The following is a 21,211-nucleotide window of genomic DNA, read 5'->3' as shown; positions in this document are numbered from 1 at the left end:
GCACCCGATCACCCGGGCCGCGGCCGGGTCGGAAGCTGTGCTTTTGCCCTACTTGACGCAGGGAATGCCGCCGCCCTGGAGTGCGCCCGTCCAGTCCGCATAGCTGTTCTGCGTGGGCGATGGGGTCGCCGTCGTCGCCCCTCCTGCTCCCGACCCGGCGGGCGCGCCGGGAGCCACCCCAGACGGCGTTGTCGCCGCGGGGTCCGTGGCAGCCGGCGTTCCGACGACGGCGGGGACCGCGGCCGCCGTCGAGGAGCCGGGCGTCGGCGTCGCCGAGGCCGACGGCGGCGCGAGCAGGGACTTGACCGTGGCCTGCACCTGCGCGACATCCACGGTGTTGATCGACGCCCCCTCGGGCGACGTCCCGAAGCCGGTGATCGGGAGGGTCGTGAACGAGATGTTGCCGCCCGTGAGGGACGTGGCCTGCTGGGCGAGCTGGATGAGATCCAGTCCCGAGTCGACGGCGATGTTCTTGCTCACGGCGTCGAACACGCTCTGCATCTTCGGGATGTCGGTCAGGGTGCCGGCCTGCTTGAGCTGGTGGAGGACTGAGGCGATGAACGCCTGCTGCCGCCGCTCGCGGTCCAGGTCCGTGAAGAAGTAGTACGGGTCGCTCGTGTCCCGGCGCTGGCGGACGAACGCGACAGCCTGCTTCGCGTCGATCTGCTGCGTCCCGGCCTTGAAGTCGGCCCCGGAGAACGTGTCCTTCGTTGCGCGGTTGATGCACACGGTGATCGGTGCGATGACCTGCGCGACCTGATAGAACGCGGCCATTGTGACCTCGACGAAATGGTCGATGTGCACGCTGCCGAGGAACTTCGTGACCGTCGCGATCTCCGCCTTGCGGCCGGCATCGCGTGACTCTTGGTAGGTCGCGTCGTCGTTGGGCTTGCCCTGCCGCAGCAGCGTGGCCTGCTCGGCCGCGAGGGCGTAGCCGTAGGCCTCCTTGATCTTGGCCTTGAACCCGGCCCCCGGGAATCCTGCGGTGACCACGTAGTCGTCGCGGGGAATCGAGATTGCCGTCGCCTTGGATCCGTCGGCCGGGATGTGCACGAGCATGAGCACGTTGGAGTTGTACCCGCCGACGTCGTCGCCGCCCGCGTGCAGCGCGTCGTAGACGTCCTGCGGAAGGGGCTTCCCGTCCTCTCCGAGGCGAGAGTCCATGCCCATGATGAGGATGTTCGTGTCCGCCGTCAGCTTCGGCACGGCCTGGATGGACTGCGCGGGGTCCACAAGGATGCCCGATCGGTGGATGTTGCTGTTGATCTGCACCGCAGTGGCGCCGGCGTACACGATCCCTCCCGCGACCGCGACCGCCGCCGTGAGGCCTGCGCCGAGCAGGACCTTGGGCCACCTGCGGGGGACACGGAAATGGCGCCCGGGGAGGGCTGCGGCGCCCGTCCCTTCGGGGCTCGCGGGCGTACGCCGATCATGCTGCATGGATATCTCTCGTCGCGCGAAGGAATTGATGGATTGTAGCCTCACAACCTGAGACCGAGATCAGGGACCCGCCGCGACGTTGGCGACGAACGTGTACACGACCATCGCGGCCAGGGCGAGGGCCAGAACCCGGAGGCACAGCAGCGCCGCTCGCGTCCGCGGGGTGAGCACGGCCCGCGCAACCGGCACCGGGACGATCGGGGCGTCGGGTTCTCTCATGGACTCTCCATCGGTTCTCGGGCCGCGTCCGGTTCTCGTGCCGGATCGGCGGATCGTGCGATCGGCGACTAGGGATGCGGCAGGACGCCGAGGGTTTCGAGGAAGGACGCGACCGCGTACGCGCCCGCGCACAGCGCGATGAGGACGACGACGGCGACCGCCGTGATCGTCATCGGCCGCGTGTTCGCCGCGGCGCCCATGAGCTGGCGGTCGGCCGCGAGCATGAGCAGGAACGTCAGTGTGACGGGCAGGAGGACCGTCGCCAGCACATTGGCGTTGAGCGCGATCGCGACGAGTGGGGCGCCGGGAATGAGCACGACGGCGGCGGCGAGCGCCGCCGTCGCCAAGTTCACCGAATGGAACACGACTGCCCTGCGCGTGGGGCCGTTGAAGCTGTGCGGGCGGCCCAGGCTTTCCGCGATCGCATACGAGGTGCTGGCCGAAATCGTGAGGAGGGCGACCGCGCCGGCCTCGATCAGGCCGAGCGCGAAGATGGCCCCGACGGGTGTTCCCGCGGCGCGGTCGAGGAGAGCGGGGATCGCGTCGGAGGATACCGGCTGATCGCCGCCACCGGGGCCGGCCAGCACGGCTCCGACGACGACGGCGGAGGCGCCGAACACGGCCGCGAGAGCCGCCCCGAGGCCCGTCTCGACGCGCCCGTAGCGTACATCGGCGCGCGTGAGGCCCTTGTCCGCCGAGGCGCTCTGCTGGAAGAACACCATCCACGGGGTGACCGTCGCCCCGATCGTGGATGTGAGGAGCAGGAGAAGCGTGACCGGGCTGCCGTCCGGCAGCGGGGACCACGTCGCGATAGCCTGGCCCACGCCTGCCGGGGCGGGTCGCACGAGGATCGCCGCGACGAGGAACAGCGCATTGAACGCGGCCAGGCCGAGCACCGTGCGCTCCCACCTCCGGTATCGCCCCAGGACCGACGTGGCGACCACGAGGGCCATTCCGAGGGCCGCCGCGGTCCACGCGGGGTAGCCGAAGTACGCGAGGCCGATCCTGATCGCCGCGAACTCGGCGACGAGTGTCACGAGGTTGGTCACGGCGAGATCGGCCGCGCCGAACCAGCCCCATCCGGGACCGTATCGCTTCAGGATGAGTTCTCCGAAGCCCCGTCCCGTCACCGCGCCGACCCGCATCGCCATCTCCTGGCAGACGAAGGCGACGGCGAACAGCGCGATCGTGAACGGCAGGAAGAACCCGAGCCCGTACCCCGCTCCGGAGACGGCGTAGGAGATCATGCTCGGGCCGTCGTTCTCGCCGAGCATGGCCAGGATTCCGGGCCCCGCGAGAAGCCAGAGGAGACGGTAGCGGCGACCCCCGCGGCGCGCGACGAGGACCGCGCTCCGGTCACGGGCGCGGGCGGCGTCTTCGGTGGATCCCCTCATCGGGGGCGACTCTACGGGCGGCCTCACAAACAGATTATGGAGTTCCTAAACCACTGCGCGCGAGCGCGCCACCCCTGTGACGTCCGAAGACCCAGAAAACCGACGCGTCAGCCCTCGTGCGCATCGCGGTGGTCGGCCCCGGCGGCGGCGTCGGGGTGCGTCGGCAGGAGGAGCCGGTCGGAGTCGGAATCGAACTCGTAGAGCTCGCCGTAGCGTCCCCAGTCGATGGCCGTGTCGAGCTGCTGCTCGGCCTCGTCGCCGTACAGGGCCTTGAGCTCCGTGAGGACGTCGTCGGCGCGGAGGGAGCCCGAGTCGCTGTGCCGGAGCGCACGCACGATGTGCCGGACGAGGGGAGCGGCCTCCACCGCAAGCGTTGCGAACTGCTCCTTGGCGCGGAGGAGATCGGACGCCGCGTAGCGCCGCCCCTGCTCCGTGATGCGGAGGTCCGGGCCCTGGGGCCGCGCGAGGTTGAGCAGGTTCGCGGCATCGACGACGGGGAGGAGGTCGTCGATCTCGTAGCGGAGCTCGTCCGCGATCTCCGCGAGGCCCTCCGTGCCGCCATGCGCGGCGAGGAGCTCGAGGAGGCCGCCGATCGCGCCCGTGCTCGCGGTCGGAAGGGGAGTCTCGAGGCCTGGCCCGGAAGGCGCCGTCGTCGTCGTGCTTTCGCCGGTGGTGCGCCGTGCCTCGGCCTTCTGCCCCGTGAGGATGCCGTAGACCTCGTCGACGAGGGCCTCGAACTCGGGGCTGCGCCGATCGCGCGGCTTCGGAAGGCCGACGGCGAGCTCGGCCTTGATGCGCCCGGGATTCGAGTCGAGGACCAGGACGCGATCCGCGAGCTGGATGGCCTCCTCGATGTTGTGGGTCACGATGAGGGCAGTCTTCGTGGGCATCGAGCCGTCGGCCCACATGCGCACGAGCTCGGACCGGAGATTCTCGCTCGTGAGCACGTCGAGCGCGGAGAACGGCTCGTCCATGAGGAGCACGTCCGGCTCGACGACGAGCGCGCGCGCGAACCCGACGCGCTGCCGCATCCCGCCTGAAAGCTCCTTCGGGTAGGCGGATTCGAAGCCGTCGAGGCCGATGACGTCGATGGCGCGGAGGGCGCGCTCGCGCCGCTCGGCCGGCTTCACGCCCTTGGCCTCGAGACCGAGCTCGACGTTCTCGAGGACCGTGAACCACGGAAGCAGGGCGAACGACTGGAACACGAGGGCCGTGCCAGGGTTGGCGCCGTTGAGCCGCGTCCCGCGGTAGGCGACGCGGCCCGCCGTCGGCCCGATGAGCCCCGCGATGCACCGGAGGAGCGTGCTCTTCCCGGACCCCGAGCGGCCGAGGAGCGCGACGATCTCGCCCTCGCGGATGGTCAGGCTGATGTCGGAGAGGACGGTCTTCTCGCCGCCGTCTGTCGCGAACGACTTGCTGACGTTGGCGACCGTGATGAGTTCGGTGGCCGTGGCGGTCATGCTCACGGGGGCCTCCTGCCGGTTGGAGAAGCGAGGGTCAGAGGGAGAAGCGGGTTTCCGCGATCTTGTAAAGGCGCCGCCAGAAGAGGCGGTTGAGGCCCACGACGAAGACGGACATCACGATGACGCCCACGAGCACGCGCGCCATGTCGCCGGAGCTCGTGGCCTGGGCGATGTAGGCGCCGAGCCCCGTGGCCGTGATGGTCTCGTGGTTGTACGTCACGACTTCGGCGACGATCGAGGCGTTCCACGCGCCCCCGGCTGCGGTGATGCCGCCCGTCACGAAGGACGGGAAGATCGCCGGCAGGATGAGCCGGCGCCAGCGCTGCCAGCGGCTCAGGCCGAAGCTCTCCATCGCCTGGCGGAGGTCGGTCGGGATCGCGCTCGCCCCCGCGATGACGTTGAAGAGGATGTACCACTGCGAGCCCAGGGCCATGAGGAGGATCCCGCCGACGTCGAGCGGGATGTTCGTGGCCACGAAGAACGCGATCGCGAACGGGAAGAGGAAGTTCGCGGGGAAGCTCGCGAGCAGCTGGACGACGGGCTGTGCGAGGCGGCTGATCTTCGGGCTCATCCCGATCCACACGCCGACCGGCACCCACACGATGGTTGCGAGGACGATGATGACGGCGACACGCAGGAGCGTCACGAGCCCCAGAACGAAGGCTTCGCCGAACGAGCCGAGGCCGATGTTCGAGCTGATGAAGTCATAGGCCCAATACGCCCCGTACGCGATGGCGGCGGCCACGAGGACGATGAGCACGACGTCGGTCGCGCGACGCCGGATGGCGGGAACGAAGAGCGGGTGCTCGGCGACCCCGAAGGGCCGCATCGCGGCGTCGAGCCCGCGCCCGACCGGAGCGAAGGCCCGGCCCAGCCCGCGCGGGATCGTCGAATGGGACAGGACCTCGAGCACGACGCTGCGGGGACGATCTGCCGCTGCCGTGTCCTCCTGTCGGAACCTCTCCGTCCACGCGACGAGCGGCCGCCAGAACAGGAAGTTCACGCCGAGGACCATGACCGCCATCGTCGCGATGGCCCACCAGACGTGGTCGAGCTCGCCGGCGCCGACTGCCGCGGCGACGTAGGCGCCGACTCCCGGCAGGGCGTACGAGTTGTTGCCCACGCTGATGGCCTCGGACGCGGCGAGGAAGAACCAGCCGCCGCCGAAGCTCATCATCCCGTTCCAGACCAGCGGGATCATCCCTGACGGGACGTCGACCTTCCAGAAGCGCTGCCACTTCGTGAGGCGCATGAGCCGGGCCGCTTCGTCGAGATCGCTGGCCTGGGCCACGAGGGAAGAGTGGAACGAGAAGGCCATATTCCACGCCTGCGACGTGAAGATCGCGAACACCGAGGCCGCCTCGAGTCCGAGCGTCGAGCCCGGGAACATCGCGATGAATCCGGTTACCGTCACCGACAGGAAGCCCAGGATGGGCACCGACTGGAGGATGTCGAGCGCGGGGAGGATGATCTTCTCGGCCCGGGGGAGCCGCGCCGCGGCCGTCGAGACGACGAAGGTGAAGACCGTGGACGCCGCGAGGGCCGCGAACATGCGCAGGAGCGAGCGGAGCGCGTAATAGGGGAGATTCGCCGGATCGGTCGATACCGATTGGGGCGCGGTCTCGAGGTTGATGGGCGCGGCCGCGCCGAGCGAGGCCTTGACGACGAGATAGAAGACGACGGCGATGCCCGCGCCGATGAGGACGTCGGCCCACCGGAGACGCGGTCGCGACAGGGCGCCGACGCCCGGGACTTGGCGCAGCAGCGGCATGGAACCTCCTGAGGACACGCGCGCGGTGCCCACCGTGTTCGGGCACGCGCCCAATAGAGCACGGCCGGGTTAACGGCGCGTGAAGTCAGGCCGGCGCCGTCTGCCCGGCCGCCGCGGGGCGAATGAACGGCTCGACACCCAGCGTCTTCGTGTCCAGGACAACCGAGTTGCCGGCCCTGCGCTGCTTGTCCAAGACGTGCAGGGCCGTCTTGGTCCCGGGGACATCGACGGTGAGGCGCTGATGCCAATGGCCCGAGAACATCTGCTGCGGCTGGGTCGCGTCGAGGGCCGCCTGGACGAATTCGCGGCTCCGATGCGCGACGGCGGCGGCGTCGGGATGCAGCCGGTAGGGGAACGGGAGGCCGACGCCGGAGGGCACCTCGTGTGCGAGCAGCACGTCGAGCGGCTTGCTGCCGAGGCGGCGGACGTCGTCCGGCGTGACGTCTTCCTCCGGCCACCAGTCCACGTGGTGGCGGCGCTGTGCTCGGTCGACCGAGTACGCGCCGCCCAGCGCGCCGAAGCGTCGGCCGCCAAGCCGGAATCGCGTTCCGCGGGGAACGTACGTGAGCCCCATCATGTCGGCGCTTCCCCCGCGCCGACGCGGCAGGCGGGCGAGGAACTCGTGATTGTCGTTGTTCCCGTCGATGAACAGGAAGCGCAGCTTCGCGGCCCGGACGGCGTCCGCCACCGAGCGCGTGAAGCCGTAGGCACGGCCCAAGGGGTTCTCGCGGCTCGGGAGCTCGGGGTAGTCGGTCGGCCAGAAGGCGCCGAGATCGCCGAGGTGGATCAGATGCTGGATGCCCTGCTGATGGGCCGCCTTGATGGTCTCGACTGCCCAGTGGGCGTCCCGGTGCCAGTCACCGGTGATCAAGATCTTCATATGCCCCTCCCGGCGAGCGTCGCAGCCGATTCTTCCATGCGGGGTGGGACCAGTTCGGTGCTTCCGGGCTGCCGGTGGGGGAAATCACGTCGGGCTCGCACACACAGCCGTCCCCGAGCTTCACAACCGTCGGTTGCGGGCATAACCGTCCCGTAGATCCCGGTGGGAGGGACGGTTATGCGGCTCAGGGACGGCTGTGCCGTCGCGGGCTTCAGTTCTTGATGTAGCCGTTGGGGTTGAGGACGTACTTGGTCGCGGCGCCGGCGTCGAATTCGGCGTAGCCTCGGGGCGCTTCCTCGAGCGTGATGGCCTTGGCGTTGACGGCCTTGGCGATCTGGACCTTCTCGTGCAGGATCGCCATCATCAGTTGGCGGTTGTACTTCATGACGGGGCACTGGCCGGTGGTGAAGGAGAGGGACTTGGCCCAGCCGGTGCCGAGGGACAGGGAGAGGGAGCCGTGCCGGGCGGCCTCGTCGATCCCGCCCGGGTCGCCCGTGACGTAGAGGCCGGGGATGCCCAGCGCGCCGCCCGCGGCGGTGAGGTCCATGAGCGAGTTGAGCACGGTCGCGGGGGCCTCGTGGGAGGCGTCCTTGCCGTGGCCGCGGGCCTCGAAGCCGACGGCGTCGACCCCGCAGTCCACTTCGGGCACGCCCAGGAGCTGCTCGATCTGGTCCCGGGGGTCGCCCTGGGACACGTTGACCGTTTCGCAGCCGAAGGAGCGGGCCTGGGCGAGGCGGTCCTCGTTCATGTCCCCGACGATGACGACGGCGGCACCGAGGAGCTGCGCCCCGGCGGCGGCCGCGAGCCCCACCGGCCCGGCCCCGGCGATGTACACGGTCGAGCCGACCCCGACCCCGGCGGTCACGGCGCCGTGGAAGCCGGTCGGGAAGATGTCCGAGAGCATGGTCAGGTCCATGATCTTCTCGAGGGCCTGGTCCCGATCCGGGAACTTGAGCAGGTTCCAGTCCGCGTACGGAACCAGGACGTACTCGGCCTGCCCGCCGACCCAGCCGCCCATGTCCACGTATCCGTAGGCGGACCCCGGCCGGTCGGGATTGACGTTGAGGCAGATCCCGGTCTTGCGCTCCTTGCAGTTCCGGCAGCGGCCGCAGGAGATGTTGAACGGGACCGAGACGATGTCCCCGACCCGGATGAACTCCACGTCCCGGCCGACCTCGACGACCTCGCCGGTGATCTCGTGGCCCAGCACGAGATCTCGCGGGGCGGTCGTCCGGCCGCGGACCATGTGCTGGTCCGAGCCGCAGATGTTGGTCGACACGGTCCGCAGGATCACCCCGTGCGGGACCCTCCGGCCCACGTTGAGGGGATTGACCCCGGGCCCGTCCTTGAGCTCGAACGTCGGGTAGTCAGTGTCGATAACTTCCACAACACCGGGTTCCTTGTAGGCAACCGCTCTGTTTCCTGCCATGGTCCGTCCTTTCGGTAGTCGTGCTGATTCCTCGTCGGCCTGGATCGCTCGGCCTGATTTGCCAGTCGCCTGATTCCCTAGCCGCCCCCGCCGAACCAGCCGCTCGGCGCCGGGGCGAGGTTCTGCCAGATGTGCTTGGCCTCGCGGTACTCGTCGAGCCCGGCACGGCCGAGCTCCCGGCCGATTCCGGACTTCCCGAAGCCTCCCCACTCGGCCTGCGGCACGTAGGGGTGGTAATCGTTGATCCACACGGTCCCGTGCCGGAGCGCGCCCGCGACCCGTTGGGCCTTCGACGCGTCCTGAGTCCACACCGCCCCGGCCAGTCCGTACTCGGTGTCGTTCGCGATCGCGATGGCCTCGGCCTCGTCGCGGAACGTCTCGACGGTGAGCACGGGCCCGAACGATTCCTCGCGGACCACGCTCATGCCCGAACGGCAGTTGCCCAGCACGGTGGGCGGGTAGAAGTAGCCGTCCGCGAGCGGGCCTTCGTCGGGGATGTAACCCCCGCACAGGAGCTCGGCCCCCTCGGCGACTCCCGCCTGGACGTAGGCGTGGACCTGTTCGCGCTGCTTCGCCGAGATGAGCGGCCCCGTCTCGGCGCCCGGATCGAACGGGCCGCCCATCCGGATCTTGCGCGCTCGCTCCACGACCTCCGCGACGAAGCGCTCCGCGATCGTCTCCTCGACGACGAGCCGTGCCCCCGCCGAGCAGACCTGCCCCGAGTGCAGGAAGACGGCGGTGAGCGCGTTGTCGACGGCGGCGTCCCAATCCGCGTCCGCGAAGACGACGTTGGGGTTCTTCCCGCCGAGCTCGAACGCGACGCGCTTCACGGTCTCCGCCGCGGCGGCCATGATCGTCTGCCCAGTGCGGAGGCTGCCCGTGAGCGAGACGAGGTCGACGCGCGGGTCCGAGCTGAGCGGGCCGCCCACCTTGGACCCGGTGCCGGTCACGAGGTTCGCAACGCCGGCGGGCACGCCAGCCTCCGCGAGGGTCTCCATGAGCAGGATCGAGGTCGACGGCGTGAGCTCGCTCGGCTTGAGGACGAACGAGTTGCCGGCTACGAGGGCCGGGGCGACCTTCCACGCCGCCTGGAGCAGCGGATAGTTCCAGGGCGCGATGAGGGCGCACACCCCGAGCGGCTCGTACACGACCCGGCTGATGGCGTTCGGCCTCCCGGTGTCGATCACGCGCCCCGCGTCGAGGCCCGCGATCTTCCCGTAATACCGGAAGCACGCCGCGATGTCGTCGAGATCGTACTCGGCCTCGACGAGCCGTTTGCCCGTGTCGAGCGCCTCGGCCTGCGCGTACACCGCCTTGTCCCGCTCGAGGAGCTCGGCCACGCGCAGCATGACCGCGCCGCGCTCGAGGTCCGTAAGCCGCCGCCAGGGGCCGCCGTCGAACGCGGAGCGCGCGCTGGCGATCGCGCGCTCCGCGTCCTTCGGCGTCGACGAGACGACCACGGCGACCTCACGCCCGTCCGCGGGGCAGCGCACGGTGGTGGTCCCGCCGTCGGCCGCCTGCTGCCAGGCGCCGTCGATGAAGAGGCCTTTTACCGCATCCTCACCGACGGACCTGGCAGCGCCGGCAAGCGTCGCTACTTCAGCCACGCCGCCACCTTGTCCGCGTTCGCGTCGATCCACTTCTGGGCCGCCGCGTCCGGGCTCATGTTGTCCTTCGCGATGTAGCCGGCCACCGCGTTCTGGTCCTCGTTCGTCCACTTGAAGTTCTTGACCAGGTTGTACGCGGGGCTGCCGGAGTTGGCGAACTTGGTCGAGACGATCTTGTTGAGGTCGTACTTCGGGTAGTCGCACGCGACCTTGGCGGCGTCGGCGTCACAGCCGTCCGTGTAGGCGGGGAGGTTGACCTTCGCGAGGGGGACCTCGTTCAGGAACCACTGCGGCTCGTAGAAGTAGCCGATGAGCGGGGTGTGGTTCTGCTCGGCCTGGCGGAACGCCTGGATGAGGGCAGGCTCGCTGCCCGCGTACACGACCTTGAAGTTGAGGCCGAGGTTCTTCACGAGGGCCTCGTCGTTGGTCACGTACGAGGGGTCGCCGTCCAGGAGCTGGCCCTGGGCGCCGGACTCGGACGTCTTGAACATGTCGGCGTACTTGTTCAGGTTCTTGGAGTCCGCGATGTCCGGGTACTTCTTGGCCATCCACGGCGGAACATACCAGCCGATCACGCCGGTGTTGCCCGTGGGCCCGGCGTCGACCGCGGTCTTCTGCTGCTTGATGTACTTGTCCACGAGCTCGGGGTGGCCCCAGTTCTCGAGGACGGCGTCCACCTCGCCGCTGCCGAAGCCCTGCCACGACACCTCTTCTTTGAGGGTCTTGTAATTGACGGTGCAGCCGAGCTTCGCCTTCGCCACGGTGCCGACGACGTACGCGTCCGCCTCGTAGCCGACCCACGGGTTCACGGCGACATTGAACGCGCCGCACTTCGCGGAGCTCCCTCCGCCGTTCGAGGCGCTCGAGATGTCCCCGCCTCCGCAGGCGGTGAGCCCCAGCACCGCAGTCAGGACGACGGCGGCGAACGCCTTCTTCTTCGTCCTTTTTTCCAGACCCCCACAGATTTCAATCCACTTTTTCATCGGATTTCTTCCTTTGTCAGGCGCGGCCCAGGCGGGCAGCGGTGTGTTGGGTGATGCGGTCGAGCATGACGCCGAGGGCCGTGATGGCGATCCCGGCGGCAAGCCCCTTGCCAAAGAGCTGGCTCTGAGAGAACCCGGACACGACGAGGTAGCCGAGCCCGCCGCCGCCCACGAGGCCGCCGACGACGACCATGGACAGCACGTACAGGAGTCCCTGGTTCGCGGCGAGGACCACCGCTGCGCGGGACATGGGCAGCTGGACCTTCGAGACCATCTGCCACGACGTGGTCCCCATCGATTCCGAGGCCTCGACGGTCACGGGCGAGACGCCGCGGATGCCGTCCGCGACGAGCTTCGTGGCGATCGGCACGCCGTACGCGAACGCGGCGACGATGGCCGTGAAGCGCGTGGGGCCGAACAGTGCGAGGGCGGGTACGAGGTAGACGAACGACGGGATGGTCTGGAACGCGTCGAGAATCGGCCGGATGACCGAGTCGGCGAGCTTGTTCCGGCCCATCCACACGCCGATGACCAGCGCCACGAGCACCACGAGGAGCGTCGCCACGAGCGTCGTCGCGAGCGTCTTCATGCTCTCGTTCCAGAGGCCGGTCCCGAGGATGACTGCTTCGCACACGACCGTGATGGCCGCCGCCCGCAGCCCGCCGAGCGCGAGGGCGACGCCGAGCAGCACGAAGGCCAGGACCCACCACGGCGATTGCGCGAGGAGCGACTCGAGCGGGTTGACAAGGAGCGCGGTGACCGTGTCCTTGAGCCACCCGGTGAAGCCGGCGAACGTCGTCACGATCCACTGCACGATGGTCGAGACCGCCGTCGCGAGCGGGGACCCCAGATTGGGCGACGCCGGGAACTGCGCGAGCGTGAGGTAGCTGTGCGAGAGATAGATGGCAATCGCGGCGATGACGGCGCCCGCGACGACGACGAGGCGCCGTCGGCGGGGGCCGCGGAGGGCCCCGCCCCCGCGCTGCACGCGGGCCGCGATGCTCGAGCGCTCGGAGGCGGCCGTCGTCGTCCGGTCGAGCATGATCGCCATGAGGACGATCGCGAGGCCCGAGACGAAGGCCGAGCCGACGTCGAGCGACTGCAGGGCCTGGAGAACCGGCTGGCCCAGGCCGGGGCCGTTGATGAGCGCGGCGATCGTGGCCATGGAGAGTGCGGCCATCGTGGACTGGTTGATGCCGACGACGATCGTGCGGCGCGACATGGGAAGCTGCACCTTGGTCAGGGTCTGCCACGCCGTGCCGCCCATTGAGGTGACCGCCTCGAGCGTTGTCGGAGAGACGTTCCGGATGCCGTGCTCGGTGATGCGCACGAGCGGCGGAAGGGCGTAGATGATCGTCGTGATGATCGCGGCCGCGGGGCCGATGCCGAACACGAGGGCAAGCGGCGCGAGATACGCGAACGAGGGGAGGGTCTGCATGAGGTCCAGCACGGGCGTGATGGCCGTCGACGCACGGCGGCTGCGGGCCATCCAGATACCGAGCGGGAGGCCGAGGACCGTGCAGAGGCCGACGGCGACGAACGTCACGATGAGTGTGTCGAGGCTCTGCTGCCAGTAGCCGAAGAAGCCGAACAGGAGCACGCTGGCCGCGACGAGGAGCATCGAGCGCAACCCGGCGAACGCGAACGTCACCCACGCGAGGAGGACGACGACGCCGAGCCACCCCACCTGGGGCACGGGCCGCCCCGCGGGCGCCTGGCTGAAGAGGTTCTGCAGGAACGTGACGAGGCCGTTGATGCCGTCGGTGATGGGCTGGACGACGTACTCGAAGAACGCCGAGTTGGTGCGCGCGGCGTCGAAGGCGTCGCGCAGGCTGTTGAGCCAGAGGTGGACGCCGGTCTTCTCGGCGCCGCCGAGCTCGAGCGTCTGCGTTCCCTTCAGGACCGCCCACAGCACGAGCCATACGACGACGACGGCGGCGAGCAGGAGAGGCCGCCAGCGGCGGCGGAGGAGCGCTCCCGCCTTTTCTCGCGGCGCGGGTTCGCCCGGCACAGCTGTCGGCGGGCGCGTGGCCGGTTCGGCGGCGCGCTCGCGCGCCCCGGCGATCGTGCTCATCGCGCGCGCTCCTTGCCTGCGGCCGCGTCGGGTGACTCCTCGGCGACGACGACGCGCAGGATGTCGTCGTCGTCAACCACGCCGAGGAAGCGGTCGCCGTCGTACACCCGCACGGGGAGCGCGGAGTGCAGGACCTGCTGCGCGGCGTCGCGGACGATCCGGTTCGCCTGCATGATGGGCCCGTCAAGGGACTCGCCGTCGCGCGGCGGCCGCACGACGTAGCGGAGCGTCAGGACATGCGAGCGGGGAACCTCGGAGACGAAGTCCCGCACGTAGTCGTCGGCCGGGTTCGCGACGACTTCCGCGGGGGTGCCGATCTGGACGATCTCGCCGTCGCGCATGATGAGGATGCGGTCGCCGAGCTTGAGCGCCTCCTGAAGGTCGTGCGTGATGAAGACCATGGTCTTCCCGACCTCCTCGTGGAGGCGGCACACTTCGTTCTGCATGTCGCGGCGGATGAGGGGATCGAGGGCGGAGAACGGCTCGTCGAAGAGGAGGACCTGGGGGTCGACCGCGAGGGCGCGGGCCAGGCCGACGCGCTGCTGCATGCCGCCCGAGAGCTGGTCCGGGAACGAGCGCTCGTACCCGGAGAGGCCCACGAGCTCGACCATCTCCTGCGCCCGGGCGAGGCGCTTGGACTTGCCCTCGCCGCGGACCTCGAGGCCGTAGGCCACGTTGTCGATGACCTTCCGATGGGGAAGGAGCCCGAACTGCTGGAAGACCATGGCCATGTGGTTGCGGCGCAGGGCCCGCAGCTTGGTCTTGCTCGCGCGGGTGACGTCCTCGCCGTCGATCGTGACCGTGCCCGACGTCGGCTCGATGAGCCGCGTGAGGAGGCGCACGAGCGTCGACTTGCCCGAGCCGGAGAGGCCCATGACGACGAAGACCTCGCCCTGCGCAACCTCGAAGGAGACGTCCTTCACGGCCGCGAGGCAGCCGGTCTTGACCTGGAGCTCCTTGCGGGTGAGCTGTTCGTCCGGGGTGCCGAGGATCTTGTCGGCCTTCGGGCCGAAGATCTTCCACAGCCCGTCCACTTTGAGGGCGGGTTCGCCCGTGTCCGCGCTGCGGGCCGCGCGGCGTGAACTCGTAGGGTCTATGACCGAGGCGCTCATGATGCCTCCTTGAACTGGTGGCGGTGGCGGTAGAAGGGCTCGGGCTCCGCGGGGAGATCCCGGCCGAGGATGAGGTCCGCGGCCTTCTCCGCGAGCATCATGACGGGCGCGAAGATGTTGCCGTTGGTCACGTAGGGCATCGCGGAGGCGTCCGCGACGCGGAGCCCCTCGGTGCCGTGCACCTTCATCGTGAGCGGATCGACGACGGCGAGGGGGTCCGAGGCCGGGCCCATCTTCGCCGTGCACGAGGGGTGGAGGGCCGTCTCGGCGTCGCGGGCGACCCAGTCGAGGATCTCCTGATCGGTCGTGACGCTCGCGCCAGGCGAGATCTCGCCGCCGTTGAACGGCGCCATTGCCGGCTGGCGGAGGATCTCGCGGGAAACTCGGATGGCCTCGACCCATTCGCGGCGGTCGTTGTCAGTCGAGAGGTAGTTGAACAAGATCGAGGGGCGTGCCGCGGGATCCGACGAGCGAATCCTGAGGTGGCCGCGCACGTCCGAGTACATGGGCCCGACGTGGACCTGATAGCCGTGCTTCACCTCGGCCTTCTTGCCGTCGTAGCGGACGGCGACCGGGAGGAAGTGGTACATGAGGTTCGGGTAGTCGACGTCGTCGTTCGAGCGCACGAAGCCGCCGCCCTCGAAGTGGTTGGTCGCCGCGGGGCCCTTCCGGCCGAGGAGCCATTCGAGCCCGATGAACGGCATGCGCCACAGATCGAGCGAGGGCTGCTGGGAGACCGGCTCGAGACACGCGTGCTGGATGTATACCTCGAGGTGGTCCTGCAGGTTCTCGCCGACGCCGGGGAGCTCGATGCGCGGCGTGATCCCGACAGAGCGCAGGTGCTCGGGGTCGCCGATGCCCGCGAGCTGGAGGAGCTGTGGGGTGTTGAACGCGCCGCCGCACAGGATGATCTCGCTGCCGCCCACGGTGTGGTTCTGGCCCCCGCGCCGGTAGGTCACGCCCGTCGCCCGTGTTCCCTCGAACTCGATCCCGGTGACGAAGGCGAGCGTCTGGACCGTGACGTTGCCCCGCTTCCGGGCGGGCCGCAGGTAGCCGCGGGACGCCGAGTAGCGCTCGCCCCGGTGGACGTTGCGGTCGAACGGGCCGAAGCCCTCCTGACGGAAGCCGTTGACGTCGTCCGTCCGCGGGTAGCCGGCCTCGACGGCGGCGTCGAAGAACGCCTGGAACAACGGGTTCGTTGCGGGGCCGCGCTCGAGGATGAGGGGACCGTCGTGGCCGCGGTACGGATCGTCGGGCGCGGCGGCGAGGGCGTTCTCCATGCGCTTGAAGTACGGGAGGCAGTGGGCGAAGTCCCACGACTCCATGCCCGGATCTGCGCCCCAGCGCTCGTAGTCGAGCGGATTGCCGCGCTGGAAGATCATGCCGTTGATCGAGCTCGATCCGCCGAGGACCTTGCCGCGCGCGTGGGCCACGCGGCGTCCTCCCATGAACGGCTCGGGATCGGACTCGTACCGCCAGTCGTAGAGCGGATTGCCGCTCGGGAACGTGAGGGCGGCGGGCATCTGGATGAAGAGATCCCAGGGGTAGTCGCTCCGCCCGGCCTCGAGGACCAGGACGGTGCGGTCTCCGTCCGCGCTCAGCCTGTCCGCGAGGACGGAGCCGGCGCTGCCACCGCCGACAATGATGTAGTCGTAGTTTTTGGCTGTCATGCTGGTCGCTCCTTAGGCGAGGCCCTCGCGCGGGCGGTCTAGGCGTGGCCGTCGATCGTGATTCCGGGCGGGAGGTTGGGCACCTCGTCGGATTCCTTGACGTAGATGTCGCCGTCGTGAATCTCGACGGCGTGTACGCGGACCGGCAGCTTGGCCGGCGGAGCGTCCACCATACCCGTCCGCAAATCGAACTTGGAAGCGTGAAGCGGGCACTCGACCTCGCAGCCCTCGACGTAGCCGTCCGTGAGGGACGCGTCTTGGTGGGTGCACGTGTCGTCGATCGCGAACAGCTCGCCCTCTTCGGTGTGGAACAGCGCGATCGGCGGACGCGTGTCGAGGCGCATTGCGTCGCCTCGGTCCAGCTGCGAGAGCGGGCAGACCCGGATCATGTCGTCGGCTGTCATCGCACTTCCGTCCGAGTCCCGTGGCTGCTCTCCGGCACGAATTCCCCGACGCGCTCCATGACCCATTCGTGGAAGGCGCCGATGTGGTGCTCGCTCGGGACCAGCACGCCGCCCTTGGCGTAGATCTTGGAGCCCATCGCCGGCTGGCAGCGCTCGCAGGCGTCGAAGTCCTGCTGGTTCACGCGGTGGAACAGCTCCACGGAGGCGCTCACGTCCTTCCCGCTCTCCACGACCGAGGGGAGGTACAGCCAGTCGCACTCGACGATCGTGCGGTCCGTTGCGAGCGGGAACATGCGGTGGATGATGACGTGGTCGGGAACGAGGTTCACGAACACCGTGGGCTTGATGGTGATGGCGTAGTAGCGGCGGTCCTGGTCCTCCGCAACGCCCGGGAGCTGGTCCAGGCCCTCGGAGCCGTCGATCGTGAAGCCCTTGATGTTCTCGCCGAACTCGGCGCCGTGGCCCACGAAGTACTGCGCCGCGAGCCCGTCGGCGAACTCGGGGAGGACCTCGGTGAGCTCCGGGTGGATCGTGGCGCAGTGGTAGCACTCCATGAAGTTCTCGATGATGAGCTTCCAGTTGGCCTTGACGTCGTAGCGGATGCGCCGGCCGAGGCTCAGGTTCGCGACGTCGTAGCCATCGATCTTGTGCACGTCGCCGAGTCGCTCTTCGATCGCGCCCATGACGTCCTCTTCGAACGACGGCGGCTCATCGGCCAGGCAGACCCACACATAGCCGAGGTATTCGCGGAGGTGGACCTTCGCGAGGCCGTAGGTGTCCCGGTCGATGTCCGGCATCTTCGTGAGGTTGGGCGCGGCGATGAGCTTGCCCTCGAAGTCGTAGGTCCACGCGTGGTACGGGCACTGGAAGTTGCGGGCGGCTTCGCCCTGCTCCTCCATGCAGAGCTTCACGCCGCGGTGGCGGCAGATGTTGTAGAAGGCGCGGATCTCGCCCTTGCGGGTCCGCGAGATCAGCACGCTTTCGCGGCCGATCTGCACCGTGCGCCACGCGCCAGCCTTGTCGAGGTCGGACGAGCGGATGGCACAGAACCACATCTGCTCGAAGATCCGCTCCTGCTCGGCGCGGAACACGGCCTCCTCCACGTAGGTGGAGCCCGGCAAGGTCGCGATGAGGCTCTCCGAGATCTTCGTGGCACCGCTTCCTTGCGATGCGAGCTTCTCGGTCGAATCGGTCGAGGTAGTCATGTCGTCCCTTCTGAGGTGTAGTTCGTGTCGCGGGAAGTTCGTGGTCTCAGCTCGCGGAGAGCTCGGCCGCCGTGACGCTGCGTTGGCCAGGTTCGCCGAGTTGGCCAGCTTCGCCGCGTTGGGCTCGTTCGATCTCGCGCCGGCGCTTCGCGAAGAGTCGCGGCTGGGCGCTGCTGAGCACGGCGACGGGCTGGTCGCCCCGGTAGTACGCGGCGAGGAAGCTGTGCGTCGTCGCGTCGCCCTCCTCGATCTCGATGCGGTCCGCGAGCTCGGCGTGCCCGCTGAACTGGATGCGGACGCCGTACTGGTCGGACCAGAAGTACGGAAGCGTCGAGAGCGGCTCCGGATCGGGGGTGCCGAGGAGGGCCTTGACCGCGCGCGCGGGCTGGGTGAGTGCGGCGTTCCAGTGCCCTTGGCGGTGAGTGCGGCCGAGGTGCCGGTCGTGCCACGCCGCGCAGTCGCCGACGGCGACGACGCCGGGGATGTTCGTTCGGCCGTGGTCATCGCAGACGATCCCGTCGGAGACGTGGATTCCCGAGCCTTCGAGCCAGGTGGTCGCAGGCTCCCCGCCGATCGCGACGAGAACGGCGTCGGCCTCGATGATGCGCCCGTCCGAAAGCTCTACGGCGCGGAGCCGCTTGCCGGAGTCTCCACGGTGGCCGACGATGGTTGCACCCCGGATGAGCTCGACGCCGTTGACGGCGTGGAGTCCGGAAAGGATGCTCCCCATGTCCGGGCCGACGCTGCGGCCGAGCGGAACGCCCGCACCGGCGATGAGTACGACGTCGACTCCCGCGGCCCGCGCTGTCGACGCCACTTCGGCGCCGATGAGTCCCGCACCGACGACGAGCAGCTTGGCTCCCGGGCGAAGCTCGTCGCGGAGGCGCCACGCGTCGTCGAGCGTCCGCAGCGTGTAGACGTTCTCGAACCCCTCGAAGCCGGGCAGCACGCGAGCCGTCGAGCCCGTGGCGAGGACGACGCCGTCGGCCGAGACCCGGCGCCCGTCAGCGAGGACGACAGTCCGGCCAGCTGCGTCGAGCGCCTCGGCGCGCGTTCCGAGGAGCCATTCGGCGCCCAAGTCCTGGTCGGGATCCTCGAGCGCGAGGCTGTCCGCGCCGACCTTCCCGCTCAGGAAGTCCTTGCTGAGCGGCGGGCGGTCGTAAGGGCGGTGGAGCTCGTCGCCGATGAGCACGAGCCGGCCGTCGAAGCCCTCTGAGCGCGCCGCGCGGGCGGCCGAGAGGCCTGCGAGGGAGGATCCGACAATCGCGAGAGTCTTCATGGGTCTTTCTCATCCGAACTGGGGAGGGACTAGGTAAATTGCAGTAAATGCAACACGAAGCGACATACACAACAGTGAGGCAGTTCACAGGTCGACGTCAAGGGCTGCGCTGTAAATGCGCTGTAAACGGGGGATCACCGTCAGATGGGTTGACCGCTGCAGCCTCCGCACATATCATGATCTGATATATCAATCGTGTATCAAGAGTGCGAGGCCTCCGAAGGCGAGAGCTCCGAACTCGCCTCTGATCCCGCCACCGCGTTCCGCACAGGAGGAACCGTGATCGGTTCCGAAGCCATAAAGGACTATCTCGGCCGCCTCGCCTCACGCGAGCCCACGCCGTGAGGAGGCGCCGCAGGGGCTCTCCATGCAGCCCAAGGCGCGGCCCTCATCGGCATGGTCGCGCGCTTCGGTCAAGGGCCGAAGTATGCCGAGCACGAAGCCGCCACGCGGGAGATCCTCGAGGCCGCGGATGCCCTCGCGCGCACGGCCCTCGGCCTTGGTGAATGGGCGACGCCGACGCCGCCTCAGTCGCGGCCGTCACCTCGGGCCTCTCCCCGGTTCCTGGCGGCGTGGGCACCGTGACGACGGCCCTCCTGTTGCTCCACGCCGTGGAAGCGGCGCGCAGGCAGAGCACAGCGGCGGGCGCTGAGGTCGCGGCGTACGGCGGCGGCGTCAGGACGGCGGCGGCGTCAGAACGGAGGTGGGTCGGACGGCCCGAGTTGCGGGCTTTTCGCCGGCCGGAGTCCGCTGCTGTCCGCGCCCCCGAGTTGCTGGCTCTTCGGTGGCGCGAGTCCCTTCTCGCTTGTCGAGACGAGCTCCCGGTCGGCAGGGCCCGCGAGGACGCGTGTGCCGAGCGGCGAGACCCAGAGGACATCGCCGTCCCATGCGCCTCCGTCCGTCTCGAGCCGAGTGGGTTTCCACAGGTGAAGACTCTTGAGGGCGTGGTGCTTTCTGCAGAGCGCCTGGAGGTTGGCCGCGTCCGTGGTGCCCCCGTCCTGCCATTCGGCGATGTGGTCGATCTCGGCCTTCGATGCTGGACTTAAGCAGCCTGGGAACTGGCAGCTGCCGTCGCGGTACTCGATGAAGCGACGCAGCCGTTTCGGCGGTCGGTACGCCGTGCGGCCGAGCGAGAGCGGCACCCCGTTTTCTCCCGTGGACAGGAGTTGCCACGTGGGCGCGTCTACGGCCAGGGCGCGGGCGGTCTCGGCGTCGATCGGACCGTAGCCTTCCAGTTCGCCCGGTTCCTCAGCGAGTCCAAGCAGTGACTCCGCTGAGACATGGACGACGACCTCGGCTGCCGGGCGTGGCACGTCGGCCTGGGTGACTTCACGACCGATGCGTGCGGAATCGCGTTCGCGGGCGGTGCTGCCGTTGCTGTGCTCGATGCTGCGATTGCTGTGCTCGGAGCTTCCGCCGTTGTTGACGAGCAGCAGGCCGGCGAGCTCGTCCGCGCGGAGCTGGGGGAGCGTGCGGCCTTCCCCTGACTCGGTATCCCGACGCGATCGGGCGATGGCGTCGACACGGTTGTAAGCGGCAAGGCCCAGCTCGGCGGGGAGGAACGCTGTCAGCGTGCACATGCCGTCAGGTTCGGGCCTGATCCACACGCCGCGATCCCGCTCGGCCCGCACCCGTCGGGCCCGGATCGAGTCTGGGTGGAGCCGTTCGCGCAGCGCCCGCACGGCCTTCCGGAACTCGCCCGGCGTGCGCCGCCGGCCGGTGCGCGTCTCGAGGCGTCGCAGGCACTCGATCCCGAATTCCTCCGCCACGGCCTCGGGCAGGGTCGACGTCTCGTCGGTGATGACCCGCGCGTGCGCCTCGGACAGGACTCCACCCTCGAGCCAACTCAGGACAGCCTGTTGCGGCCCGCACAGAGCCTCCGACGAGTTGACGAGCCTCGCGGCGGCGAACTCGCTGATGCCCTCTGCGACTGCCACTTCGGACACCGCGAGCGCCCTGCCCACATCGCCGCCGAACCGCTCCGCTTGGCTCTCAGAATGTGCGCGGGCGGCCACCTCGCGGGCCTCCTCTTCGCTCGCGAGCCGGATGCGCTCCACGGCGAGGGCCTCAAGGGCCGCAAGGAATGATCGCGCCCGTCCGATATCTGCGAGCGCTCGCCGCGCGTCCTCGCCTGAGAGTGTCGAGGGGTCTGGATGCCAAAGCGAGCCCTCAAGCAGTGACCCCGGACGAGGGACCAGTATCACCGCCCCCGAAGTCTCAGGCCTGGCCCTCCAAGCGCCTGACGTGCTCGAATCCACGTCCGCAGCCATCGATGCCCCCC

The 21,211-nt window shown here is 69.2% G+C and carries 16 protein-coding genes and 2 pseudogenes; 2 read left to right on the top strand and 16 right to left on the bottom strand.

Annotated features, from left to right (window positions below; genetic code table 11):
- Nucleotides 1-48 precede the first annotated feature (48 nt).
- From RBS12_RS08840 to RBS12_RS08770, 15 genes are all read right to left on the bottom strand, one after another.
- Complete coding sequence (locus tag RBS12_RS08840; protein WP_307965711.1) at nucleotides 49-1,440, bottom strand: LCP family protein; 1,392 nt, start codon at nucleotides 1,438-1,440, stop codon at nucleotides 49-51.
- A gap of 60 nt (nucleotides 1,441-1,500) precedes the next feature.
- Nucleotides 1,501-1,659 carry a hypothetical protein gene (locus tag RBS12_RS08835; protein ID WP_307965710.1) on the bottom strand — a complete coding sequence of 53 codons (159 nt, stop codon included), beginning with the start codon at nucleotides 1,657-1,659 and terminating at the stop codon, nucleotides 1,501-1,503.
- 68 nt (nucleotides 1,660-1,727) lie between these two features.
- The gene (locus RBS12_RS08830; protein WP_307965709.1) at nucleotides 1,728-3,053 is read right to left on the bottom strand and encodes a divalent metal cation transporter; all 1,326 of its coding nucleotides are present in this window, start codon (nucleotides 3,051-3,053) and stop codon (nucleotides 1,728-1,730) included.
- A gap of 107 nt (nucleotides 3,054-3,160) precedes the next feature.
- Entirely contained in the window at nucleotides 3,161-4,513 is a 1,353-nt protein-coding gene (locus RBS12_RS08825; protein ID WP_307965925.1) for a nitrate/sulfonate/bicarbonate ABC transporter ATP-binding protein, read from the bottom strand.
- Between the two features lie 37 nt (nucleotides 4,514-4,550).
- A complete protein-coding gene (locus RBS12_RS08820; protein ID WP_307965708.1) occupies nucleotides 4,551-6,287 on the bottom strand; it encodes an ABC transporter permease subunit in 1,737 nt (578 codons plus the stop codon).
- 85 nt (nucleotides 6,288-6,372) lie between these two features.
- On the bottom strand, nucleotides 6,373-7,167 hold the full coding sequence (locus RBS12_RS08815; protein ID WP_307965707.1) for a metallophosphoesterase: 795 nt from the start codon (nucleotides 7,165-7,167) through the stop codon (nucleotides 6,373-6,375).
- A 211-nt stretch (nucleotides 7,168-7,378) separates the two neighbouring features.
- Entirely contained in the window at nucleotides 7,379-8,596 is a 1,218-nt protein-coding gene (gene fdhA, locus RBS12_RS08810) for a formaldehyde dehydrogenase, glutathione-independent (protein ID WP_307965706.1), read from the bottom strand.
- Nucleotides 8,597-8,673: 77 nt separating this feature from the next.
- Nucleotides 8,674-10,203 (bottom strand): aldehyde dehydrogenase family protein, encoded by a 1,530-nt coding sequence (locus tag RBS12_RS08805; RefSeq protein WP_307965705.1) that lies wholly within the window; start codon nucleotides 10,201-10,203, stop codon nucleotides 8,674-8,676.
- A complete protein-coding gene (locus tag RBS12_RS08800; RefSeq protein WP_307965704.1) occupies nucleotides 10,191-11,186 on the bottom strand; it encodes an ABC transporter substrate-binding protein in 996 nt (331 codons plus the stop codon). The genes RBS12_RS08805 and RBS12_RS08800 overlap by 13 nt, the downstream gene beginning before the upstream one ends.
- A gap of 16 nt (nucleotides 11,187-11,202) precedes the next feature.
- Nucleotides 11,203-13,260: an ABC transporter permease subunit gene (locus tag RBS12_RS08795; RefSeq protein ID WP_307965703.1), complete on the bottom strand. Its 2,058-nt coding sequence runs from the start codon at nucleotides 13,258-13,260 to the stop codon at nucleotides 11,203-11,205.
- The gene (locus tag RBS12_RS08790; RefSeq protein WP_307965702.1) at nucleotides 13,257-14,372 is read right to left on the bottom strand and encodes a glycine betaine/L-proline ABC transporter ATP-binding protein; all 1,116 of its coding nucleotides are present in this window, start codon (nucleotides 14,370-14,372) and stop codon (nucleotides 13,257-13,259) included. Before RBS12_RS08790 ends, RBS12_RS08795 begins: the two co-directional genes overlap by 4 nt.
- Nucleotides 14,369-16,042, bottom strand: a complete 1,674-nt coding sequence (gene betA / locus RBS12_RS08785; RefSeq protein WP_307965701.1) for a choline dehydrogenase — start codon at nucleotides 16,040-16,042, stop codon at nucleotides 14,369-14,371. Before betA ends, RBS12_RS08790 begins: the two co-directional genes overlap by 4 nt.
- A gap of 38 nt (nucleotides 16,043-16,080) precedes the next feature.
- The gene (locus tag RBS12_RS08780; protein WP_307965924.1) at nucleotides 16,081-16,431 is read right to left on the bottom strand and encodes a bifunctional 3-phenylpropionate/cinnamic acid dioxygenase ferredoxin subunit; all 351 of its coding nucleotides are present in this window, start codon (nucleotides 16,429-16,431) and stop codon (nucleotides 16,081-16,083) included.
- 11 nt (nucleotides 16,432-16,442) lie between these two features.
- Complete coding sequence (locus RBS12_RS08775) at nucleotides 16,443-17,651, bottom strand: aromatic ring-hydroxylating dioxygenase subunit alpha (protein ID WP_307965699.1); 1,209 nt, start codon at nucleotides 17,649-17,651, stop codon at nucleotides 16,443-16,445.
- Between the two features lie 46 nt (nucleotides 17,652-17,697).
- Nucleotides 17,698-18,930, bottom strand: a complete 1,233-nt coding sequence (locus RBS12_RS08770; protein ID WP_307965698.1) for an FAD-dependent oxidoreductase — start codon at nucleotides 18,928-18,930, stop codon at nucleotides 17,698-17,700.
- Between the two features lie 357 nt (nucleotides 18,931-19,287).
- On the opposite strand from RBS12_RS08770, the pseudogene RBS12_RS08765 reads away from it, so the two are divergent.
- Together RBS12_RS08765 and RBS12_RS08760 are read left to right on the top strand one after the other, a co-directional pair.
- Nucleotides 19,288-19,413 (top strand): annotated as a pseudogene (locus RBS12_RS08765) (cyclodeaminase/cyclohydrolase family protein); the annotation flags it as partial.
- A gap of 23 nt (nucleotides 19,414-19,436) precedes the next feature.
- Nucleotides 19,437-19,565, top strand: a pseudogene (locus RBS12_RS08760) (bifunctional 5,10-methylene-tetrahydrofolate dehydrogenase/5,10-methylene-tetrahydrofolate cyclohydrolase); the annotation flags it as partial.
- A gap of 57 nt (nucleotides 19,566-19,622) precedes the next feature.
- Here the strand turns inward: RBS12_RS08760 and RBS12_RS08755 are convergent.
- Complete coding sequence (locus RBS12_RS08755; RefSeq protein WP_307965697.1) at nucleotides 19,623-21,200, bottom strand: DUF222 domain-containing protein; 1,578 nt, start codon at nucleotides 21,198-21,200, stop codon at nucleotides 19,623-19,625.
- Nucleotides 21,201-21,211: the final 11 nt, after the last annotated feature.

This window comes from Sinomonas sp. ASV322 (assembly GCF_030908245.1).
Classification (GTDB): Bacteria; Actinomycetota; Actinomycetes; order Actinomycetales; family Micrococcaceae; genus Sinomonas.
This window is presented reverse-complemented; position numbering and strand designations above follow the sequence as displayed.

Bases quoted from the DNA above. Each gene is read 5' to 3' on its own strand.
- RBS12_RS08840 (WP_307965711.1), bottom strand. From the start codon at position 1,440: ATGCAGCATGATCGGCGTACGCCCGCGAGCCCCGAAGGGACGGGCGCC.
- RBS12_RS08835 (WP_307965710.1), bottom strand. From the start codon at position 1,659: ATGAGAGAACCCGACGCCCCGATCGTCCCGGTGCCGGTTGCGCGGGCC.
- RBS12_RS08830 (WP_307965709.1), bottom strand. From the start codon at position 3,053: ATGAGGGGATCCACCGAAGACGCCGCCCGCGCCCGTGACCGGAGCGCG.
- RBS12_RS08825 (WP_307965925.1), bottom strand. From the start codon at position 4,513: ATGACCGCCACGGCCACCGAACTCATCACGGTCGCCAACGTCAGCAAG.
- RBS12_RS08820 (WP_307965708.1), bottom strand. From the start codon at position 6,287: ATGCCGCTGCTGCGCCAAGTCCCGGGCGTCGGCGCCCTGTCGCGACCG.
- RBS12_RS08815 (WP_307965707.1), bottom strand. From the start codon at position 7,167: ATGAAGATCTTGATCACCGGTGACTGGCACCGGGACGCCCACTGGGCA.
- fdhA (WP_307965706.1), bottom strand. From the start codon at position 8,596: ATGGCAGGAAACAGAGCGGTTGCCTACAAGGAACCCGGTGTTGTGGAA.
- RBS12_RS08800 (WP_307965704.1), bottom strand. From the start codon at position 11,186: ATGAAAAAGTGGATTGAAATCTGTGGGGGTCTGGAAAAAAGGACGAAG.
- RBS12_RS08795 (WP_307965703.1), bottom strand. From the start codon at position 13,260: ATGAGCACGATCGCCGGGGCGCGCGAGCGCGCCGCCGAACCGGCCACG.
- RBS12_RS08790 (WP_307965702.1), bottom strand. From the start codon at position 14,372: ATGAGCGCCTCGGTCATAGACCCTACGAGTTCACGCCGCGCGGCCCGC.
- betA (WP_307965701.1), bottom strand. From the start codon at position 16,042: ATGACAGCCAAAAACTACGACTACATCATTGTCGGCGGTGGCAGCGCC.
- RBS12_RS08780 (WP_307965924.1), bottom strand. From the start codon at position 16,431: ATGATCCGGGTCTGCCCGCTCTCGCAGCTGGACCGAGGCGACGCAATG.
- RBS12_RS08775 (WP_307965699.1), bottom strand. From the start codon at position 17,651: ATGACTACCTCGACCGATTCGACCGAGAAGCTCGCATCGCAAGGAAGC.
- RBS12_RS08770 (WP_307965698.1), bottom strand. From the start codon at position 18,930: ATGAAGACTCTCGCGATTGTCGGATCCTCCCTCGCAGGCCTCTCGGCC.
- RBS12_RS08755 (WP_307965697.1), bottom strand. From the start codon at position 21,200: ATGGCTGCGGACGTGGATTCGAGCACGTCAGGCGCTTGGAGGGCCAGG.